Below are 18,878 nucleotides of genomic sequence, written 5' to 3'. Positions count from 1 at the left end.
CCTATTTCTTTTTCATGTTACAATAAGGGTATTGAAATATAGAGGTTTAAGATGATTTATTTAGATAATTCGGCAACTACAAAGCCTTACCCAGAGGCTTTGGCTACTTATACAGAAGTTGCTTCAAAAATCTGGGGGAACCCTTCCAGTCTTCATAGTTTGGGTAGTCAAGCAACGCGCTTGTTAGATGCATCACGCAAGCAGATTGCAGGTCTTTTAGGTAAATCTTCTCAGGAGATTTTTTTTACGTCTGGAGGGACAGAAGGAGATAATTGGGTTATCAAGGGTGTGGCTTTTGAAAAAGCACGCTATGGCAAGCATCTCATTGTATCTGCTATTGAGCATCCAGCAGTGAAAGAATCTGCACTCTGGCTGAAAGAGCAAGGATTTGAAATAGACTTTGCACCTGTCGATAACAAAGGTTTTGTAGAGGTTGAAAAATTAGCAGACCTTATCCGACCAGATACTACTCTAGTTTCTGTCATGGCTATCAACAATGAAATCGGTTCTGTTCAGCCGATTAAAGCTATTTCAAAGCTTTTAGCGGACAGGCCAACAGTTTCTTTTCATGTGGATGCGGTTCAAGCCATAGCCAAGATTTCAACAGAAAATTATTTAACTAATCGCGTGGACTTTGCGACGTTTTCTAGCCATAAATTTCATGGTTTACGTGGTGTTGGATTTGTCTATATCAAATCTGGCAAGAAAATTTGTCCGCTGTTGAATGGTGGTGGTCAAGAATCAGATAAGCGATCTACGACTGAAAATTTGGCGGGTATTGCAGCAACTGCAAAAGCCTTGCGCTTGTCTATGGAAAATTTGGAAACGTTCACCACACGAACCTCTAAGATGAAAGAGATTATTCTAGAAGAGCTAGCTAAATACCCTGATGTAACAATTTTTTCAGGAATAGAAAATTTTGCGCCCCATATTTTGACTTTCGGAATTAAAGGCGTACGAGGTGAAGTGGTAGTTCATGCTTTTGAAGAGTATGATATTTATATCTCTACTACGAGTGCTTGTTCCTCTAAAGCGGGCAAACCAGCTGGAACTTTGATAGCCATGGGTGTTGAAAAATCCCTAGCTCAAACTGCTGTTCGGATTAGTCTGGATGCAGATAATGATATGAGTCAGATTGAGCAATTTCTAACAACGTTCAAAATCATTTATGAAAAAACTAGAAAAGTAAGGTAAACAAATGGAGTATTCAGAAATTATGGTTCGCTACGGCGAGCTTTCAACTAAAGGAAAAAATCGAATGCGCTTCATTAACAAATTGAAACGCAATATGCAAGCAGTCCTGTCTATTTATCCAGAGGTTCATGTGAAAGCAGATCGAGATCGCGCACATGTCTATCTTCATGGAACGGCTTATCAACCAGTCGCAGAATCCCTCAAACAAATTTTTGGGCTTCAAAATTTTTCTCCGTCTTATAAAGTTGAGAAGTCTGTTCCTGCTTTGATTGAAGCGGTACAGACAATTATGAAAGAAATTTATAAAGAGGGAATGACGTTTAAGATTGCCAGCAAACGTAGCGATCACAATTTTGAATTGGATAGCCGTGAGCTGAATCAAACTCTTGGAAATGCCGTGTTTGATGCCATCCCACATGTTCAAGTCAAGATGAAAGCACCGGATATTATCCTACAAGTGGAAATACGTGAGGAAGCAGCTTATCTGTCTTATGAAACAATCCGTGGAGCAGGTGGGCTTCCTGTTGGGACATCTGGAAAAGGGATGTTGATGCTGTCAGGCGGAATTGACTCCCCGGTTGCGGGCTATCTAGCCCTTAAACGTGGAGTGGATATTGAAGCGGTTCACTTTGCGAGCCCGCCTTATACAAGTCCAGGTGCTCTTAAAAAGGCGCAGAATTTGACACGCAAGTTAACCAAATTTGGTGGTAATATCCAATTTATTGAAGTGCCATTTACGGAAATTCAAGAAGAAATCAAAGCGAAAGCACCAGAAGCTTATCTGATGACCTTAACTCGTCGTTTTATGATGCGGATCACGGATCGGATTCGTGAAGAACGCGGTGGGCTCGTTATCATCAACGGAGAAAGTCTTGGTCAAGTTGCTAGCCAAACGCTAGAGAGTATGCAAGCGATCAATGCTGTTACCAATACTCCAATTATTCGTCCAGTCGTGACTATGGATAAACTAGAAATCATTGACATTGCTGAAAAGATTGATACATTTAATATCTCGATTCAACCCTTTGAAGATTGTTGCACCATTTTTGCACCAGACCGTCCGAAAACCAATCCAAAGATAAAAAATGCCGAGCAATATGAGGCACGTATGGATGTCGAAAACTTGGTAGAACGTGCTGTGGCAGGCATTGTGATTACAGAAATCACACCGGAAGCAGAGATCGACGAAGTGGATGAGCTAATTGAGGAATTGTTGTAGCGAAAATTGTTTTGCCCTTGCTTAAAAATTCATTAGATAGCTACCTTTTGATAAAAAATACTTGTCAAACTATTCTGGAAGTGCTATACTTATAGAGTTGACTATGCACATTCCTGTGCAACCGCTCGAACATCGTAGCTCGCATTTAGTGAGTATTAAGTGGTTCGTCCCACGATGCTAGGCGAGTCTTCACAAAAATACGGGGAAACCCCAAAAAATCATAGGAGGTGCATAATGAGCACATACGCAATCGTTAAAACTGGCGGAAAACAAGTTAAAGTTGAAGTTGGTCAAGCTATCTACGTTGAAAAATTGGATGTTGAAGCTGGTCAAGAAGTGACTTTTAACGAAGTTGTTCTTGTTGGTGGTGATAAAACTGTTGTCGGAACTCCAATTGTTGCTGGAGCTACTGTAGTTGGAACTGTTGAAAAACAAGGAAAACAAAAGAAAGTTGTTACTTACAAGTACAAACCTAAAAAAGGTAGCCACCGCAAACAAGGTCACCGTCAACCATATACTAAAGTTGTCATCAACGCAATCAACGCTTAATTTATAGGAGAACACATGATACAGGCAGTCTTTGAGAAAGCCGAAGATGGCGAGCTGAGGAGTGCGGAAATTACTGGACACGCCGAAAGTGGCGAATACGGCTTTGATGTCGTGTGTGCATCGGTTTCTACGCTTGCCATAAATTTCATCAATTCAATTGAAAAATTTGCAGGTTACGAACCAATCTTAGAATTAAACGAAGAAGAAGGCGGATTTTTACGAGTAGAAATACCGACGGATGTTCCGCCACACCAGAGAGAAATGACTCAACTTTTCTTTGAATCATTCTTCTTGGGAATGGCAAACTTATCAGAGGACTCATCTGAGTTCGTCCAAACCAGAGTTATCACAGAAAACTAACACGGAGGAAAAACACTATGTTAAAAATGAATCTTGCAAACTTGCAACTTTTCGCCCACAAAAAAGGTGGAGGTTCAACGTCAAACGGACGTGATTCACAAGCAAAACGTCTTGGAGCTAAAGCAGCTGACGGACAAACTGTAACTGGAGGATCTATCCTTTACCGTCAACGCGGTACTCACATCTACCCAGGTGTTAACGTTGGCCGTGGTGGAGACGATACATTGTTCGCGAAAGTAGAAGGCGTTGTACGCTTTGAACGCAAAGGTCGCGATAAAAAACAAGTTTCTGTTTATCCAATCGCGAAATAAAATGTAAAGACCCTTACACCTATGGTGTGGGCCTTTCTTTTGAAGCTGGTAATCTGAAAAGAAGAGAAAGTATACATAAAATAATTATAAATCATCTATATTCTAAGATAGCTGTAAATTTTTTGCAGTTATCTTTGTTTTGACTACATTTTTTATATGTTTTTTATGTATTTTATAATAATATTAGTTGAATTATTCGGAATAGCAAAGTATAATATAATATGTAGGTTTATTCAATTTTTTAAGGATTGATAACAGTTTTATATAGTCTGTTACCAATCCATTTCCTAAATAAAAAATTGTATGAATATTTCACGACGAAAGGAATGCACAAGGTGAAAAGTTTTAAACTTTATAATGGGAAACGAGATAAATTCTCTTTGCGGAAGAAGAATGTCGGTCTGGTTTCCATTGCTATTGCTACTCTAGCTCTTTATGGAATTGTAGGAGGAAGTCAAACGACTTATGCTGAAGAGCAAAACAGTACTAGCGGTCAAGTTACAAGTGTCTCTGCTCCCACAGAGGATGCAAAGACAGAAAAAGTATCTACTACTACATCATCAACGGTAACAGAAGCTTCTTCAGCTAGTAGTTTTTCAAGAGTAGAAAATACAAGCGTGAGTAGTACTCAGACTGCCTCAGAATTTCAAAATTCTAGTACAGAAAGTGCTCCGTCAGAGAATTCATCAATGTCAAGCGATGGTAGTTTGTCAACAAATGGAGAATCTTCAAAATCAGCTAAAACTCCAAATATTGAGGGAACAACTCCTGAAAACACAGCGCCAAAGTCTGACGAAACAATTGTTGAAAGCACAATACCTAAAACACGAGCGGCACGTACCCGTAGAAGTGTCGCAGAATCTTCTTCTCATATTTCAAACTTTTCAGTAACAGTTACGACAAAAGACGGAACAGTTATGAATGCGGGAGATACGAAAACCCTACCTGCTCAAGAAGTTTCTTTCGAAAAGGTTCAAATGACTTTTAAAATTAAGCAGGATGGAACGCTGAAAGCTGGAGATAAGATTCGGATTCCAGTCAAACTGGAAAATAACGCTTATGCTGCTTATTATGCAAATCTTGGCTCTGGGACAGCAGAAACGATTCCTGGTGTTGGAACTATCAAATTTGATTTTTCTAAAAAAGACGATCTTGCTTATGAGATTACATTGAATAGTGAATTTGCATCACTTTCAAAGGGGCAAGAAAAAACGGTTAATGTTAATTTTAGTGCTGCAAATGGTGCCAAATTTACGGCTCAAAAAAGTAAAAATAATATTGTATTGAACATTAACGGATCAACTTTTACTTTTAAACCTGTACAGAGAACATTTCCTAAATCTGAGGGAAATTTTGCTGTGTACAACGGTGCTAGTAGTGATGCGGCAAATTCAATCAAAATAGGTACTTCAACTGGTGATGCAAACTATTATAACAACATGCTATCTAGTGATGGTCAAACACCAGGAAATACAAATATTCCCAAGGGAGATATCATCACTATTCATCGCATAAAACTAGAAAATGGTTCAAAGATTATTAAAATAAAGCCAGAGCCTCATCGCATCACTAGTACTTTAGCCATTAGTGAAGATGGTAAATACCTTGTTAAGAATGATACATCTACATCTATACCAATTACTAACGAAAATGAAAATAAGTTAATTACTCTTCCACCTAAATCAACAGATGCAGATATTTTAAAGGCATTAAAGAAAGCAGGAAAAAATTCTTCAGTTGTCATTGATAATGGTGATGGTACCTACACTATTGCCACTAACTTAGGTAAAATGATTGGTGAAGGTGCGACGACTTATCATGATATTCATCCTGCAGATGATTATGGAACGTTTGGAGATCGATATCAGGAAATTGATAGGACTGATGTGGTGAATGCTAAAGTAAATTCTATTTTAGCTAAAACATCTGCTATTCAGGGTACAGGGCATTCGACTCGACTTATGTTTGCGGATTCCTCGATTAATAATACGATTACTGGTAATTCCAAAAGTTATAGTGTAAATGATGATGGAACTGAAAATGAAATTAAATCAGAAAAGATTAGTGCTACTACTAAGCCGTCTAATGCACGCTCACAAGGGCAAACAAAAATAACTGTACAGTATGTAGATACAGCTGGGAACCAAATTGCGACACAAAATTATCAATATGGTTATCCAGGAGGAACATTACATACACAGTCACCTAATTATACTGCTAAACCGCAAAATATACCTGGTTATACACTTGTAACTACGCCTAAGTCAATTCCTTCTATACAAGGAACCCAATTAACAGGAAATCAATCGATAGCTTTTAATAGTTCTGATCAAGTCTTTTATTACGTCTATACTGTTAATAAATCTAACGCTAAGGTGACTTATATTGATGATGATGACAATCATAAAGTTCTTGAAACAAAAGAATTAACTGGCGATTACAACACTACGGATCCATACAGGACAACTGAAACAATTAAAAAGTATACGGATAAAAATTATGAATTAGTTTCAGATAATTATCCAGCAGATGGTGTAAAATATAATGATAAGCTTCAAACCTTTGAAGTTCATTTAAAACATAAAGTTAAAACTGAAACTCAGACTAAGACAGTTAAAGAAACCATTAAATATATTTATGCAAAAGATGGTGCTACAGCAGCTCCAACTTATACTGTTGAATTAAAATTCACCAGAACAGCAACTACCGATTTAGTTACAAATGTTACAACTGGGGACTGGACAGCAGAAAATGGAACAAGTTTTGCAGCCGTAACATCACCAGCAATCAAAGGTCACACTCCAGACTTAGCGGAAGTTCCAGCAGTTGACAATATTACGGCTAACAGTGCTAATATCGAAAAGACAGTCGTTTACAAAGCTAATCCAGCTAGTGCAAAGGTAACTTATATCGATGACACAACAGGGGAAACGCTTGAAACGAAGGATTTGAATGGTTTTTATGGGCAGACTGATCCTTATCGAACAGCTGAAACCATTAAGACGTATACCGATCGAAATTATGAACTTTATTCAGACAATTATCCAACAAATGGTGTGACTTACAATGAAACCCTTCAAACCTTTGAGGTTCGTCTACGTCATAAGGTAGCTTCAGTTCAAGAAACAAAGACTGTCACAGAGACCATCAAGTATGTTTATGAAAATGGTGACCAAGCAGCTACTCCTAAAGTCCAAAAATTAGACTTTAAACGTACGAATACAAAAGATTTAGTTACTGGGAAAATCTCTCAAGAGGGGGTATGGGCTCCGTCAACAGGTACTTTCTCAGAAGTGGTTTCTCCAACGGTTGATGGTTATACACCGGATAAATCAAAAGTTGATGCAGTAACTATTACCGCTGCTCACTCTGATATCCATGTTACAGTTACCTATAAAGCAGATAAGCAAAAAGTGACTTACACCATCATTGATGATACTGCTCATAAAACGCTGAAAGATAAGGAAGTGCTGACTAGCGGAGATTCAGATACTCCTCTTTCAGATAGTGCACGAGCAAAATATGATTCAATTGTGAATGCTTATCTGGCCCAGGGCTATGAATTGGTTTCAAAAGACCCACTTCCAGCTAAGTTCGATCTTGATAGCAGTCATGATCAAAACGTGACGGTTCACTTGAAACACAAGGTAACAACATCTAGTGAGATTAAAACCGTTAAAGAAACCATTCATTATGTTTATAAGAATGGTAGCCAAGCAAGCCCAAGTCGTAGTACTTCATTGACTTTTACTAGAGAAGTGAAAACAGATGAAGTGACAAAACGTTCCACTAAAGGAGCTTGGTCTCCGGTTACAGGAACGTTCGCAGCAGTAACCTCCCCAACGATTACAGGTTATACAGCTGATAAGCCAATTGTTGCAGCAGTAGAGGGGATTACAGGTGACAGCGATGATATCGAAAAGACAGTTGTTTATACAGCTAATCAAGAAAAAGCCCAAGTTCGCTATATAGATGATACGACGGGTGCAACTCTTGAAACAAAAGAATTAACTGGTGATTATAATACAACGGATGCTTACAGAACAACTGAAACAATTAAAAAATATACAGATAAAAATTATGAATTAGTTTCAGATAATTATCCAGCAGATGGTGTAACTTACAATACTACTTATCAAAAATTTGAAGTTCATCTACGTCATAAGACAGCTCCAGTTGAAGAAACAAAGACTGTCACAGAGACCATCAAGTATGTTTATGAAAATGGTGACCAAGCAGCTACTCCTAAAGTCCAAAAATTAGACTTTAAACGTACGAATACAAAAGATTTAGTTACTGGGAAAATCTCTCAAGAGGGGGTATGGACTCCCTCAATAGGTACTTTCTCAGAAGTGGTTTCTCCAACGGTTGATGGTTATACACCAGATAAATCAAAAGTTGATGCAGTAACTATTACCGCTGCTCACTCTGATATCCATGTTACAGTTACCTATAAAGCTGATAAGCAAAAAGTGACTTACACCATCATTGATGATACTGCTCATAAAACGCTGAAAGATAAGGAAGTGCTGACTAGCGGAGATTCAGATACTCCTCTTTCAGATAGTGCACGAGCAAAATATGATTCAATTGTGAATGCTTATCTGGCCCAAGGCTATGAATTGGTTTCAAAAGACCCACTTCCAGCTAAGTTCGACCTTGATAGCAGTCATGATCAAAACGTAACGGTTCACTTGAAGCATGGCACAACTGATATCCAAGAAACCAAGAAAGTGAGTTTGACAGTTCGTTATCATGGAGCGGGTAGTCAAACGCCAGCTAATAATGTACAAACAGCAACGTGGACACGCACAGTAACGAAAGATAAGATCACAGGTACTGAAGTTTCGGCTACAGCTTGGACCAGTGACAAAACTAATTATGACGCTGTGCCATCCCCAGTGATTCCAGGTTATAGGGTAGATGTTGCGGCTGTTCCATCAGAAACAGTCACTCAAGAGGATATTGTCAAGGATGTGCATTACACTATCCAAACGCAACGAGTGACTTACACGGTCGTTGATGATACAACAGGTACGACTCTAGAAAACCAAGTGGAATTAACGACTGGTGAGTCGGATGCAGCTCTTCCAGCAGCAGCGCAAAGGAAATACGATACGGTTGTATCAGCTTATCTGGCCCAGGGCTATGAATTGGTTTCAAAAGACCCACTTCCAGCTAAGTTCGACCTTGATAGCAGTCATGATCAAAACGTAACGGTTCACTTGAAGCATGGCACAACTGATATCCAAGAAACCAAGAAAGTGAGTTTGACAGTTCGTTATCATGGAGCGGGTAGTCAAACGCCAGCTAATAATGTACAAACAGCAACGTGGACACGCACAGTAACGAAAGATAAGATCACAGGTACTGAAGTTTCGGCTACAGCTTGGACCAGTGACAAAGCTAATTATGACGCTGTGCCATCCCCAGTGATTCCAGGTTATAGGGTAGATGTTGCGGCTGTTCCATCAGAAACAGTCACTCAAGAGGATATTGTCAAGGATGTGCATTACACTATCCAAACGCAACGAGTGACTTACACGGTCGTTGATGATACAACAGGTACGACTCTAGAAAACCAAGTGGAATTAACGACTGGTGAGTCGGATGCAGCTCTTCCAGCAGCAGCGCAAAGGAAATACGATACGGTTGTATCAGCTTATCTGGCCCAGGGCTATGAATTGGTTTCAAAAGACCCACTTCCAGCTAAGTTCGACCTTGATAGCAGTCATGATCAAAACGTAACGGTTCACTTGAAGCATGGCACAACTGATATCCAAGAAACCAAGAAAGTGAGTTTGACAGTTCGTTATCATGGAGCGGGTAGTCAAACGCCAGCTAATAATGTACAAACAGCAACGTGGACACGCACAGTAACGAAAGATAAGATCACAGGTACTGAAGTTTCGGCTACAGCTTGGACCAGTGACAAAGCTAATTATGACGCTGTGCCATCCCCAGTGATTCCAGGTTATAGGGTAGATGTTGCGGCTGTTCCATCAGAAACAGTCACTCAAGAGGATATTGTCAAGGATGTGCATTACACTATCCAAACGCAACGAGTGACTTACACGGTCGTTGATGATACAACAGGTACGACTCTAGAAAACCAAGTGGAATTAACGACTGGTGAGTCGGATGCAGCTCTTCCAGCAGCAGCGCAAAGGAAATACGATACGGTTGTATCAGCTTATCTGGCCCAGGGCTATGAATTGGTTTCAAAAGACCCACTTCCAGCTAAGTTCGATCTTGATAGCAGTCATGATCAAAACGTGACGGTTCACTTGAAACACAAGGTAACAACATCTAGTGAGATTAAAACCGTTAAAGAAACCATTCATTATGTTTATAAGAATGGTAGCCAAGCAAGCCCAAGTCGTAGTACTTCATTGACTTTTACTAGAGAAGTGAAAACAGATGAAGTGACAAAACGTTCCACTAAAGGAGCTTGGTCTCCGGTTACAGGAACGTTCGCAGCAGTAACCTCCCCAACGATTACAGGTTATACAGCTGATAAGCCAATTGTTGCAGCAGTAGAGGGGATTACAGGTGACAGCGATGATATCGAAAAGACAGTTGTTTATACAGCTAATCAAGAAAAAGCCCAAGTTCGCTATATAGATGATACGACGGGTGCAACTCTTGAAACAAAAGAATTAACTGGTGATTATAATACAACGGATGCTTACAGAACAACTGAAACAATTAAAAAATATACAGATAAAAATTATGAATTAGTTTCAGATAATTATCCAGCAGATGGTGTAACTTACAATACTACTTATCAAAAATTTGAAGTTCATCTACGTCATAAGACAGCTCCAGTTGAAGAAACAAAGACTGTCACAGAGACCATCAAGTATGTTTATGAAAATGGTGACCAAGCAGCTACTCCTAAAGTCCAAAAATTAGACTTTAAACGTACGAATACAAAAGATTTAGTTACTGGGAAAATCTCTCAAGAGGGGGTATGGACTCCCTCAATAGGTACTTTCTCAGAAGTGGTTTCTCCAACGGTTGATGGTTATACACCAGATAAATCAAAAGTTGATGCAGTAACTATTACCGCTGCTCACTCTGATATCCATGTTACAGTTACCTATAAAGCTGATAAGCAAAAAGTGACTTACACCATCATTGATGATACTGCTCATAAAACGCTGAAAGATAAGGAAGTGCTGACTAGCGGAGATTCAGATACTCCTCTTTCAGATAGTGCACGAGCAAAATATGATTCAATTGTGAATGCTTATCTGGCCCAAGGCTATGAATTGGTTTCAAAAGACCCACTTCCAGCTAAGTTCGACCTTGATAGCAGTCATGATCAAAACGTAACGGTTCACTTGAAGCATGGCACAACTGATATCCAAGAAACCAAGAAAGTGAGTTTGACAGTTCGTTATCATGGAGCGGGTAGTCAAACGCCAGCTAATAATGTACAAACAGCAACGTGGACACGCACAGTAACGAAAGATAAGATCACAGGTACTGAAGTTTCGGCTACAGCTTGGACCAGTGACAAAACTAATTATGACGCTGTGCCATCCCCAGTGATTCCAGGTTATAGGGTAGATGTTGCGACTGTTCCATCAGAGACAGTCACTCAAGAGGATATTGTCAAGGATGTGCATTACACTGCGAATCCAGTGACTCCAGACAAGCCAACACCTCCAGTAGTTCCGTCAGTCTCGGACAAACCAGCACCTCCAACTTTGACGGTTGTACAAACACCTCCAACCAAACCAGCTTCAGCGAAAGAAAAGTTTTTACCAAGTACAGGTGATGTACAAGATGGTTCAACTCTTACAATGCTGACAGGTATCGGTTTACTTTTATCAGCTTTAGGTTTAGTTGGTCGTTGTAAAAAAGAAGATTGATGAACCTTTTGTAAACATATAAAAGTAAACTAAAGGTTGAATCATTCGATAGAAAGGATAAGCTTTACAAGCAACTTGGCATAGTTGATTTGTGAAGCTTCCTTTTTTTGTTAAAAGATTGAAACAATATGCTTGACAAAAGAAAGGCTTCATGGTTTAATATACCCCATAAGGGTATAAATGGAGGTGCTTATGTTTCACTTATTTACGAAAATAGATAGTATTTCTACAAGTGAATTGGAACAAAAATTAAAAAAGAAAATTCAACTGCTAGATGTACGAACACCGTCTGAATATCAAAATGGTCATATTCAGGGTGCGAAGAATGTCCCACTCAATGAAATCGCAAGATACACGCCAGCAACAAATGAAACACTGTATGTCATTTGCCATTCCGGTGTGCGGAGCAAAATGGCAGCCAAAAAGCTAAAGAAAAAAGGCTACGATGTTGTCAATGTTCAAGGCGGTATGAGTGCTTGGACTGGAAAAGTTGTTTAAAAGTGATAAAGGAGGAAGTTGAATGAAAATTATCATTGTTGGTGGAGTTGCAGGTGGAATGTCTGCAGCGACGCGTTTAAGACGGCTAAAAGAAGACGCTGAGATTATTATTTTTGAAAAGGGGCCATTCGTTTCCTTTGCGAACTGTGGTCTGCCTTACTATGTTTCTGGAGAAATTGCTGAGCGGGAAGACTTGTTAGTGCAAACGCCTGAGAGTTTAAAGGCACGCTTTCGTTTAGATGTGCGACCTTTCCATGAAGTGACGGCTATCTCACCAGATCAACATATAGTGACGGTTCGGCATGACGGAAAGGAATTTACAGAGAGTTATGATAAGTTGATTTTATCTCCGGGGGCAAAGCCTTTTGTGCCTCCAATTGAAGGTTTGGAAACAGCTGAAAATACCTATACTTTACGTAATGTTCCTGACCTAGATGAGATTATGTTGGCTTTAGAAAAACAACCAAAAGAAGCTGTGGTGATTGGTGCTGGATTCATTGGGCTTGAAATGGCAGAAAATCTTCGTAAGCGTGGTTTGAATGTGACAATTGTTGAGAAAGCACCGCATGTTTTGCCACCGCTTGATGAAGAAATGGCTGCTTTTGTTCAGGCTGAATTGTTGAAAAACGGCATTCAAGTAGTTACTTCTCAGTCTGCTACACGGTTTGAGGACAAGGGAAAGGTCATTGTGCTGGAGAATGGGCAAAAAATTGCTTCTGATGTGACCATTTTATCTGTCGGGGTGCAACCAGAGAATGCTTTAGCACAGGTAGCAGGTATTGAGCTGGGATTGCGTGGCGGTATCTTAGTCAATGAGCGTTACGAAACCAGTCAACCTGATATTTATGCAGTCGGCGATGCGATTGTGGTTAAGCAAGAGATTACAGGAGAAGATGCACTGATTTCATTGGCTTCGCCTGCCAATCGTCAAGGTCGTCAAGTTGCGGATGTGATTGCTGGAGTAGCTCGAAAGAATAAAGGCAGCATTGGTACAGCTATTGTTCGGGCATTTGACATGACGGCAGCTTCAACAGGGCTGAGCGAGCGCATTCTTCGTATGAATGGCCTGCCTTATCAAGTTATTCATGTCAGTGGTAAGGATCATGCTGGCTACTATCCGGGTGCGACTGATGTGACCTTGAAACTCCTCTTTGAGCCAACAAGTGGCAAAATTTATGGTGCACAAGGTGTTGGGAAAAAAGGCGTTGATAAGCGGATTGATATTTTGGCAACGGCTATTAAAGGTAATCTAACCATTTTTGATTTGCCAGAGTTGGAATTTACCTATGCGCCACCGTTTGGCTCTGCTAAAGATCCGGTCAATATGCTGGGATATGCAGCCTTAAACTTGGTAGAAGGTTTGAGCGACAATATCCAGTGGTATGAATTGGAAGATGAACTAGCTGCTGGTAAGAAGTTCCTAGATGTGCGGACGGCCAGTGAGCTTCAACAAGGTCGTTTGAAAGTGGATACGGTTCACATTCCTTTAAATGAATTGCGTGAGCGTTTAGGAGAGTTAGACAAGTCGCAGGATTATATTGTGAGCTGTCATAGTGGACTTCGTAGCTATATTGCCGAGCGCATTCTCAAACAAGCAGGATTTTCTGTTCAAAATCTAGACGGCGCCTTTGCCTTGTACAAAATGGTAAAACCAGAGGGGGTAGAATATGGAAACTAGCATCAGCATGCCTGAATTTTATAAAAAATATCAGACAGAAATCTTATCCATTCTTGATGTGCGAGAAGATTATGAGTTTCAAATGGGACACGTGCCGACGGCAAAAAATCTGCCATTAAGCACTTTTGAGACGGGCTACAAACAACTCAGCCAGCAGGAGAAATACTATGTCATCTGCCAATCTGGCGCACGTTCTGCGGCTGCGTGTCAGTTTTTAAGTGCGCAAGGATTTGATGTAACCAATGTAGCTGGGGGCATGAATTTCTGGCATGGCGAGGTGGAATAAGGAAAGAGAAAAGAAACTGAATAAAAACCTTCCAAAAATAGTAAAAAGCTTAAAATCAAGTTATCAAAAACGTTGATTTTAAGCTTTTTCTTGTTCATTGCTTCATTTTGACTAGAAATTGAGTTTTTGTCCAACCTATAACTCAATAATATGTGGCTCATAACCAATAGCTTCTAGGAATTTGAGTAAGTCCGTTGTGTCTAAAAAGAGTGTTTTTTCATTGGTATTGGGGTGAAAACTCATTCGTTTTTCCGACATGATTTCTTTGTCAAAATAGACTTGAATATCTTTGTCTACATTGTTTAACAATCCAAAAGGAGAAACAACACCTGCTGGCAACATCATTTTTTCAAATAGACTATCAGATGATGCCATGCGGATTTTATTGGCTCCGACCAGTTCTTTAAACAAGTTCATGCCCAAGCGTTTTTTGTCGTCCATGATGAGCAAGTAGTAGGCGGTTTTCTTCTTGTTAGTGAGAAACATGGTTTTGGTGCGGACACCTTCAATGCCTTTGATAAAGCTGTCTGCCTGCTCGGTCGTAAGCGCTGGTTCGTGCTCTACGATTTCAAATGGAATGTTTAGTTTGTTTAGGGTTTCTTCCACTTTTGTGTATAAGTCCATTTTACTTGCCTCCTTTGATTTGTTTTATTACTCTTATTATACCATATTGAGGAGGACTTTTCTTTCAATGGTTGGCAACCTGCCCCCAAAAGCAGTCCATTCCGTCGATCAGGTCGCTAGTCTGCCCCAAAAGCAGTTCACTCCGTCGATCGGGTCGATAGCCTGCCCTAAAAGCAGTTCACTTCATCCGTCGGGCTGACAGCTAGCCTAGAAACAAGTTTGCTCTGTCCGCCGGACTGACGGCTTGCCCAGAAACAAGTTCACTTCATCCGCCGATCGGACGGCTTGCCCAGAAACAAGTTCACTTCATCCGCCGAGCGGACGGCTTGCCTAGAAATAAGTTCGCTTTGTCCGCCAGGCTGACGACTTGCCTAAAAACAGATTTGCCCTGTCCGCCGGGCGGACGGCTTGCTTAGAAATCAGTTTGTTCTGTCAGCCGGGCTGAAACGTTGCCTGACAACAAGTTGACTTTTTCCGCCGGGCGGACAGTCTACCTAGAAACGAGTTTCGTCCATCAGCCGGGCGGATGCTCCCTTTGCTCAATAGATCAATTCTATTTTTTAAAAAAGAAGTGATAGTTAGAATAACGCTTTTACTGTGCAACGTCAATAAAAAAACCTCAGCAAGCGAAGAAAACTACTGAGATTATTTTCGTTTGATAAAGTATTGGACGGCTTTTTCTAGCCGCTCTTTTTGAGCTTTAGGATCGTCCAAAGGATGGTTGAGGCATTCGGTGAGATTTTCGGTAATCATCAACTCAATGACACGCTCGACACTAGAGCGAACAGCGGTTAATTGGGTGATAACGTCTGCACAATCGCGTTCTTCCTCTATCATTTTTTGAATGCCACGTAATTGTCCCTCGGAGCGTTTTAGTCGCGTAATAAGCTTTGAGTTTGTCATGTTCTTGTCCTCTGTGTATTTTTTTACATTATATCTTGAATAGTCTCCTTTGTCAAAGTAGCCGCTTTTTCTTTGTGGTATAATGAAAGAGTTAAGGAGAAAAGTGATGAATATTGTAAAAAGAAATAATGTAACAGAAAAAGAACGCCAACAACTGTTAGCAATTACGAGAGATTGTCATCAGCTAGATGGAACTTATCGTACCCCCTATCTTGATACGACTTACAACGTAGATAAAGATATGCCTGCTTTTTTCTTAGCCTATGAAGCCGCTAAGTTAGTAGGTTATTTATTCGTTTATGCTGATGAACCGAAAGAAGCTGAAGTTTCGCTCTATGTGATACCTGCTTATCGGCGCAAAGGAATTGCTCGTGCCTTGCTAAGCGAATTTGCAAATGTAGCGACACAATACAATTTATCCGAAGTTGACTATGTGACAGAAACAGCTTTTTTGACCAAACACCCGAATTTTTTAGAGCATTTTCAATTTCACATAACAGATGCTGAGTTGTGGCTGGAGCAGCCGCGCAGACAATTTGCTTTAGAAAAGAGAGCGGATTTAGAAGTTGTTTTGGCAGATTTGGACTTGGTCGAAGAGATTGCAACTTTCCAAGCAGAAGCGTTTGGAAATCCTTTAGAAAGCAGCCGCACTTATGCACGTGAAGCTATCTTAGATAATAACACTCTTTTGTTTGTATTGAAAAAAGACGGGCAAATCGTTGCATCTTGCTCTGTTGATATGAGCACAGATTTCAATTTTTTCTTTGGTCTAGCAGTGAAAAAAGAGCTACAGGGACAAGGACTAGGCTCTTATCTTATGTCGGCAATAATGAATGACATGTATGAGCGGAATGATTTAAATTTCCAAATTGTGGTAGACAAGGAAAATGCAGGAGCTTACAAACTTTACCAACGATTAGGGTTTCAAGTGATGACAGAAGTCGCCTATGTCAGCAAGTAAGAGGAGATAAAGATGTGTCAAGAATGTTATTCTAGGGAAAGTAGGAGAACGCCTTTATTGAATCTTTAGTGTATGACGGTTTAGTTATGCCTTGATTTATGGTATAATGATAAAACATTTAAAAGAGGATAAAAGCATGAATATTCAACAACTGCGTTATGTTGTAGCGATTGCCAACAGTGGCACCTTTCGTGAAGCAGCTGAGAAAATGTATGTCAGCCAGCCGAGCTTGTCCATTGCAGTTCGAGATTTAGAAAAAGAATTGGGCTTTAAAATATTTCATAGAACGAGCAGTGGCACATTTCTGACACGTCGAGGGATGGAATTTTACGAAAAAGCCCAAGAATTGGTCAAGGGATTTGATGTATTTCAAAATCAATACGCCAATCCAGAGGAAGAAAAAGCAGAATTTTCCATTGCTAGCCAGCACTATGATTTCTTACCGCCTCTGATAACGGAATTTGCTAAACGCTATCCAAAAGATAAGAATTTCCGAATTTTTGAATCCACAACAGTGCAGATTTTAGATGAAGTGGCGCAGGGGCATAGTGAGATTGGCATTATCTATCTGAACAATCAAAATACTAAAGGAATGATGCAGCGGATTGATAAATTGGGACTAGAAGTGATAGATTTGATTCCTTTTCAGACACATATCTATCTACGGGCAGATCACCCCTTAGCTGGGAAAGAGGAGCTTACTATGGAAGATTTGACAGATCTGCCGACAGTTCGTTTTACACAGGAAAAGGATGAATATCTCTATTATTCAGAGAATTTTGTGGATACTAGTGCCAGTTCTCAGATGTTTAATGTAACTGATCGTGCCACTTTGAATGGCATTTTAGAGCGGACGGATGCTTATGCAACAGGATCTGGATTTTTGGATAGTAATAGCGTAAACGGCATTACGGTGATTCGATTACAAGACAACTTGGAAAATCGCATGGTTTATGTTAAACGTGAAGAAGTAGAGCTTTCACCAATTGGTGCAGCTTTTGTTGCTGTTATGGAAAAATATTTTGCAAAAAGAGGTAAAAAATGAAACGAAAAGTGATGGTGCCAATTGTGATTGTAGCCTTAATTGCTTTGGATCAATGGGTAAAATTTGAAATTGTCAAAAACATTCAATTAGGTGAAGTAAAGTCCTTTATTCCAAAAATTTTGAGTTTGACTTATTTGCGAAATACAGGTGCGGCATTTTCAATTTTAGAAAACCAGCAGTGGTTGTTTGCGGTGATTACTTTAGTGGTGATTGGTGCAGCTATTTGGTATTTGAGCAAGCACATCAAAGGTTCTGTCTGGTTACTGTCTAGTTTGAGTTTGATTATTGCAGGTGGGATTGGAAATTTTATTGACCGCATGCGCCAAGGCTTTGTCGTGGATATGTTTCAGCTGGATTTTATAAATTTTGCAATCTTTAATGTAGCGGATAGTTATCTGACGATTGGTGTGATGGTGTTAGTAGTGATGATGTTAAAGGAAGAAGACAATGCAAGTAAAGGTAGAAATTAGTGGTATAAGGTTGGACAAGGCGCTTGCTAATCTGACACCATTATCCCGCAGCCTTGCTAATGAACAAATCAAAAGTGGGCAAATCTTAGTCAATGGACAAGTGAAGAAAGCAAAGTATGCCGTTAAGGCGGGTGACGTGATTACTTACGAATTGCCCGAACCTGAAGCGATGGAATACGTTGCAGAAGATCTGCCACTGGATATTGTTTATCAAGATGAAGATGTTGCAGTCGTAAATAAGGCTCAAGGGATGGTGGTACATCCAAGCGCTGGACATACGAGCGGTACGCTGGTCAATGCCCTCCTGTATCATATCAAGGATTTATCTGGCATCAATGGTGTTTTGCGACCTGGAATAGTCCATCGGATTGATAAGGATACATCAGGCTTACTTATGATTGCTAAGAACGATGATGCCCATATCAAGCTGGCTGATGAATTAAAAACTAAAAAATCTCTACGGAAGTATTGGGCTATTGTGCATGGCAATTTACCGAATGATAGAGGCGTTATTGAAGCACCGATTGGGCGAAGTGAAAAAGATCGCAAGAAGCAAGCTGTTACAGCTAAAGGCAAACCAGCAATTACTCGTTTTCATGTTTTAGAGCGCTTTGGGAATTATACTTTAGTAGAATTGCAATTAGAAACAGGTCGTACCCACCAAATCCGTGTGCACATGGCTTACATTGGTCATCCGGTAGCAGGGGATGGCGTGTATGGACCACGTAAAACGCTAAAAGGGCACGGTCAATTCTTACATGCTAGAACGCTTGGATTTACTCATCCTAAGACGGGAAAAATCATGGAATTTACAGCAGAAGTGCCGATCGTTTTCCAAGAAACATTAGCTACATTGAGAAAAGGACTGAAATGAGATTAGAGTAAGAAAATATGTAAACT

15 protein-coding genes and 1 other annotated feature are annotated in these 18,878 nt (G+C 40.0%); of the genes, 13 read left to right on the top strand and 2 right to left on the bottom strand.

All coding sequences use genetic code 11. From position 1 onward, the window contains the following. The first annotated feature begins 51 nt into the window (after positions 1 to 51). From H8787_RS06730 to H8787_RS06690, 9 genes are all read left to right on the top strand, one after another. A complete protein-coding gene (locus H8787_RS06730; protein WP_187327731.1) occupies positions 52 to 1,194 on the top strand; it encodes a cysteine desulfurase family protein in 1,143 nt (380 codons plus the stop codon). Positions 1,195 to 1,198: 4 nt separating this feature from the next. Beyond that, positions 1,199 to 2,413 (top strand): tRNA uracil 4-sulfurtransferase ThiI, encoded by a 1,215-nt coding sequence (thiI, locus tag H8787_RS06725; protein WP_003068803.1) that lies wholly within the window; start codon positions 1,199 to 1,201, stop codon positions 2,411 to 2,413. A gap of 109 nt (positions 2,414 to 2,522) precedes the next feature. Then, positions 2,523 to 2,612, top strand: a sequence feature (ribosomal protein L21 leader region). Between the two features lie 35 nt (positions 2,613 to 2,647). Then, positions 2,648 to 2,962 carry a 50S ribosomal protein L21 gene (gene rplU, locus H8787_RS06720; protein ID WP_003068805.1) on the top strand — a complete coding sequence of 105 codons (315 nt, stop codon included), beginning with the start codon at positions 2,648 to 2,650 and terminating at the stop codon, positions 2,960 to 2,962. A 15-nt stretch (positions 2,963 to 2,977) separates the two neighbouring features. After that, positions 2,978 to 3,322 carry a ribosomal-processing cysteine protease Prp gene (locus tag H8787_RS06715; RefSeq protein ID WP_037596891.1) on the top strand — a complete coding sequence of 115 codons (345 nt, stop codon included), beginning with the start codon at positions 2,978 to 2,980 and terminating at the stop codon, positions 3,320 to 3,322. A 17-nt stretch (positions 3,323 to 3,339) separates the two neighbouring features. After that, positions 3,340 to 3,633: a 50S ribosomal protein L27 gene (rpmA, locus tag H8787_RS06710; protein WP_003032879.1), complete on the top strand. Its 294-nt coding sequence runs from the start codon at positions 3,340 to 3,342 to the stop codon at positions 3,631 to 3,633. 335 nt (positions 3,634 to 3,968) lie between these two features. Continuing rightward, positions 3,969 to 11,513 carry a mucin-binding protein gene (locus H8787_RS06705; protein WP_187327730.1) on the top strand — a complete coding sequence of 2,515 codons (7,545 nt, stop codon included), beginning with the start codon at positions 3,969 to 3,971 and terminating at the stop codon, positions 11,511 to 11,513. A gap of 192 nt (positions 11,514 to 11,705) precedes the next feature. Then, complete coding sequence (locus H8787_RS06700; protein ID WP_003068816.1) at positions 11,706 to 12,011, top strand: rhodanese-like domain-containing protein; 306 nt, start codon at positions 11,706 to 11,708, stop codon at positions 12,009 to 12,011. 22 nt (positions 12,012 to 12,033) lie between these two features. Further along, complete coding sequence (locus H8787_RS06695; RefSeq protein WP_187327729.1) at positions 12,034 to 13,689, top strand: FAD-dependent oxidoreductase; 1,656 nt, start codon at positions 12,034 to 12,036, stop codon at positions 13,687 to 13,689. Then, positions 13,679 to 13,975, top strand: a complete 297-nt coding sequence (locus H8787_RS06690; protein WP_003024965.1) for a rhodanese-like domain-containing protein — start codon at positions 13,679 to 13,681, stop codon at positions 13,973 to 13,975. The genes H8787_RS06695 and H8787_RS06690 overlap by 11 nt, the downstream gene beginning before the upstream one ends. 135 nt (positions 13,976 to 14,110) lie before the next feature. Here the strand turns inward: H8787_RS06690 and H8787_RS06685 are convergent, their stop codons facing one another. Then, positions 14,111 to 14,599 carry a prolyl-tRNA synthetase associated domain-containing protein gene (locus H8787_RS06685; RefSeq protein ID WP_187327728.1) on the bottom strand — a complete coding sequence of 163 codons (489 nt, stop codon included), beginning with the start codon at positions 14,597 to 14,599 and terminating at the stop codon, positions 14,111 to 14,113. 645 nt (positions 14,600 to 15,244) lie between these two features. Further along, positions 15,245 to 15,502 carry a metal-sensitive transcriptional regulator gene (locus tag H8787_RS06680; RefSeq protein ID WP_003068825.1) on the bottom strand — a complete coding sequence of 86 codons (258 nt, stop codon included), beginning with the start codon at positions 15,500 to 15,502 and terminating at the stop codon, positions 15,245 to 15,247. Between the two features lie 106 nt (positions 15,503 to 15,608). Here H8787_RS06680 and H8787_RS06675 point away from each other — a divergent pair, with 106 nt between their 5' ends. The 4 genes from H8787_RS06675 to H8787_RS06660 all read left to right on the top strand — a co-directional run bounded on the left by H8787_RS06675 (position 15,609) and on the right by H8787_RS06660 (position 18,852). After that, the gene (locus H8787_RS06675; RefSeq protein WP_048800099.1) at positions 15,609 to 16,463 is read left to right on the top strand and encodes a GNAT family N-acetyltransferase; all 855 of its coding nucleotides are present in this window, start codon (positions 15,609 to 15,611) and stop codon (positions 16,461 to 16,463) included. Positions 16,464 to 16,599: 136 nt separating this feature from the next. Continuing rightward, complete coding sequence (locus tag H8787_RS06670; RefSeq protein ID WP_003068831.1) at positions 16,600 to 17,508, top strand: LysR family transcriptional regulator; 909 nt, start codon at positions 16,600 to 16,602, stop codon at positions 17,506 to 17,508. Further along, positions 17,505 to 17,978, top strand: a complete 474-nt coding sequence (gene lspA / locus H8787_RS06665; protein WP_070669139.1) for a signal peptidase II — start codon at positions 17,505 to 17,507, stop codon at positions 17,976 to 17,978. The genes H8787_RS06670 and lspA overlap by 4 nt, the downstream gene beginning before the upstream one ends. Then, on the top strand, positions 17,956 to 18,852 hold the full coding sequence (locus H8787_RS06660) for an RluA family pseudouridine synthase (protein ID WP_187327727.1): 897 nt from the start codon (positions 17,956 to 17,958) through the stop codon (positions 18,850 to 18,852). Before lspA ends, H8787_RS06660 begins: the two co-directional genes overlap by 23 nt. Positions 18,853 to 18,878: the final 26 nt, after the last annotated feature.

The organism is Streptococcus sp. NSJ-72 (assembly GCF_014334035.1).
Classification (GTDB): Bacteria; Bacillota; Bacilli; order Lactobacillales; family Streptococcaceae; genus Streptococcus; species Streptococcus constellatus.
Note: the sequence above shows the minus strand (reverse complement) of the source record. Positions and strands in the feature narration are given on the sequence as shown.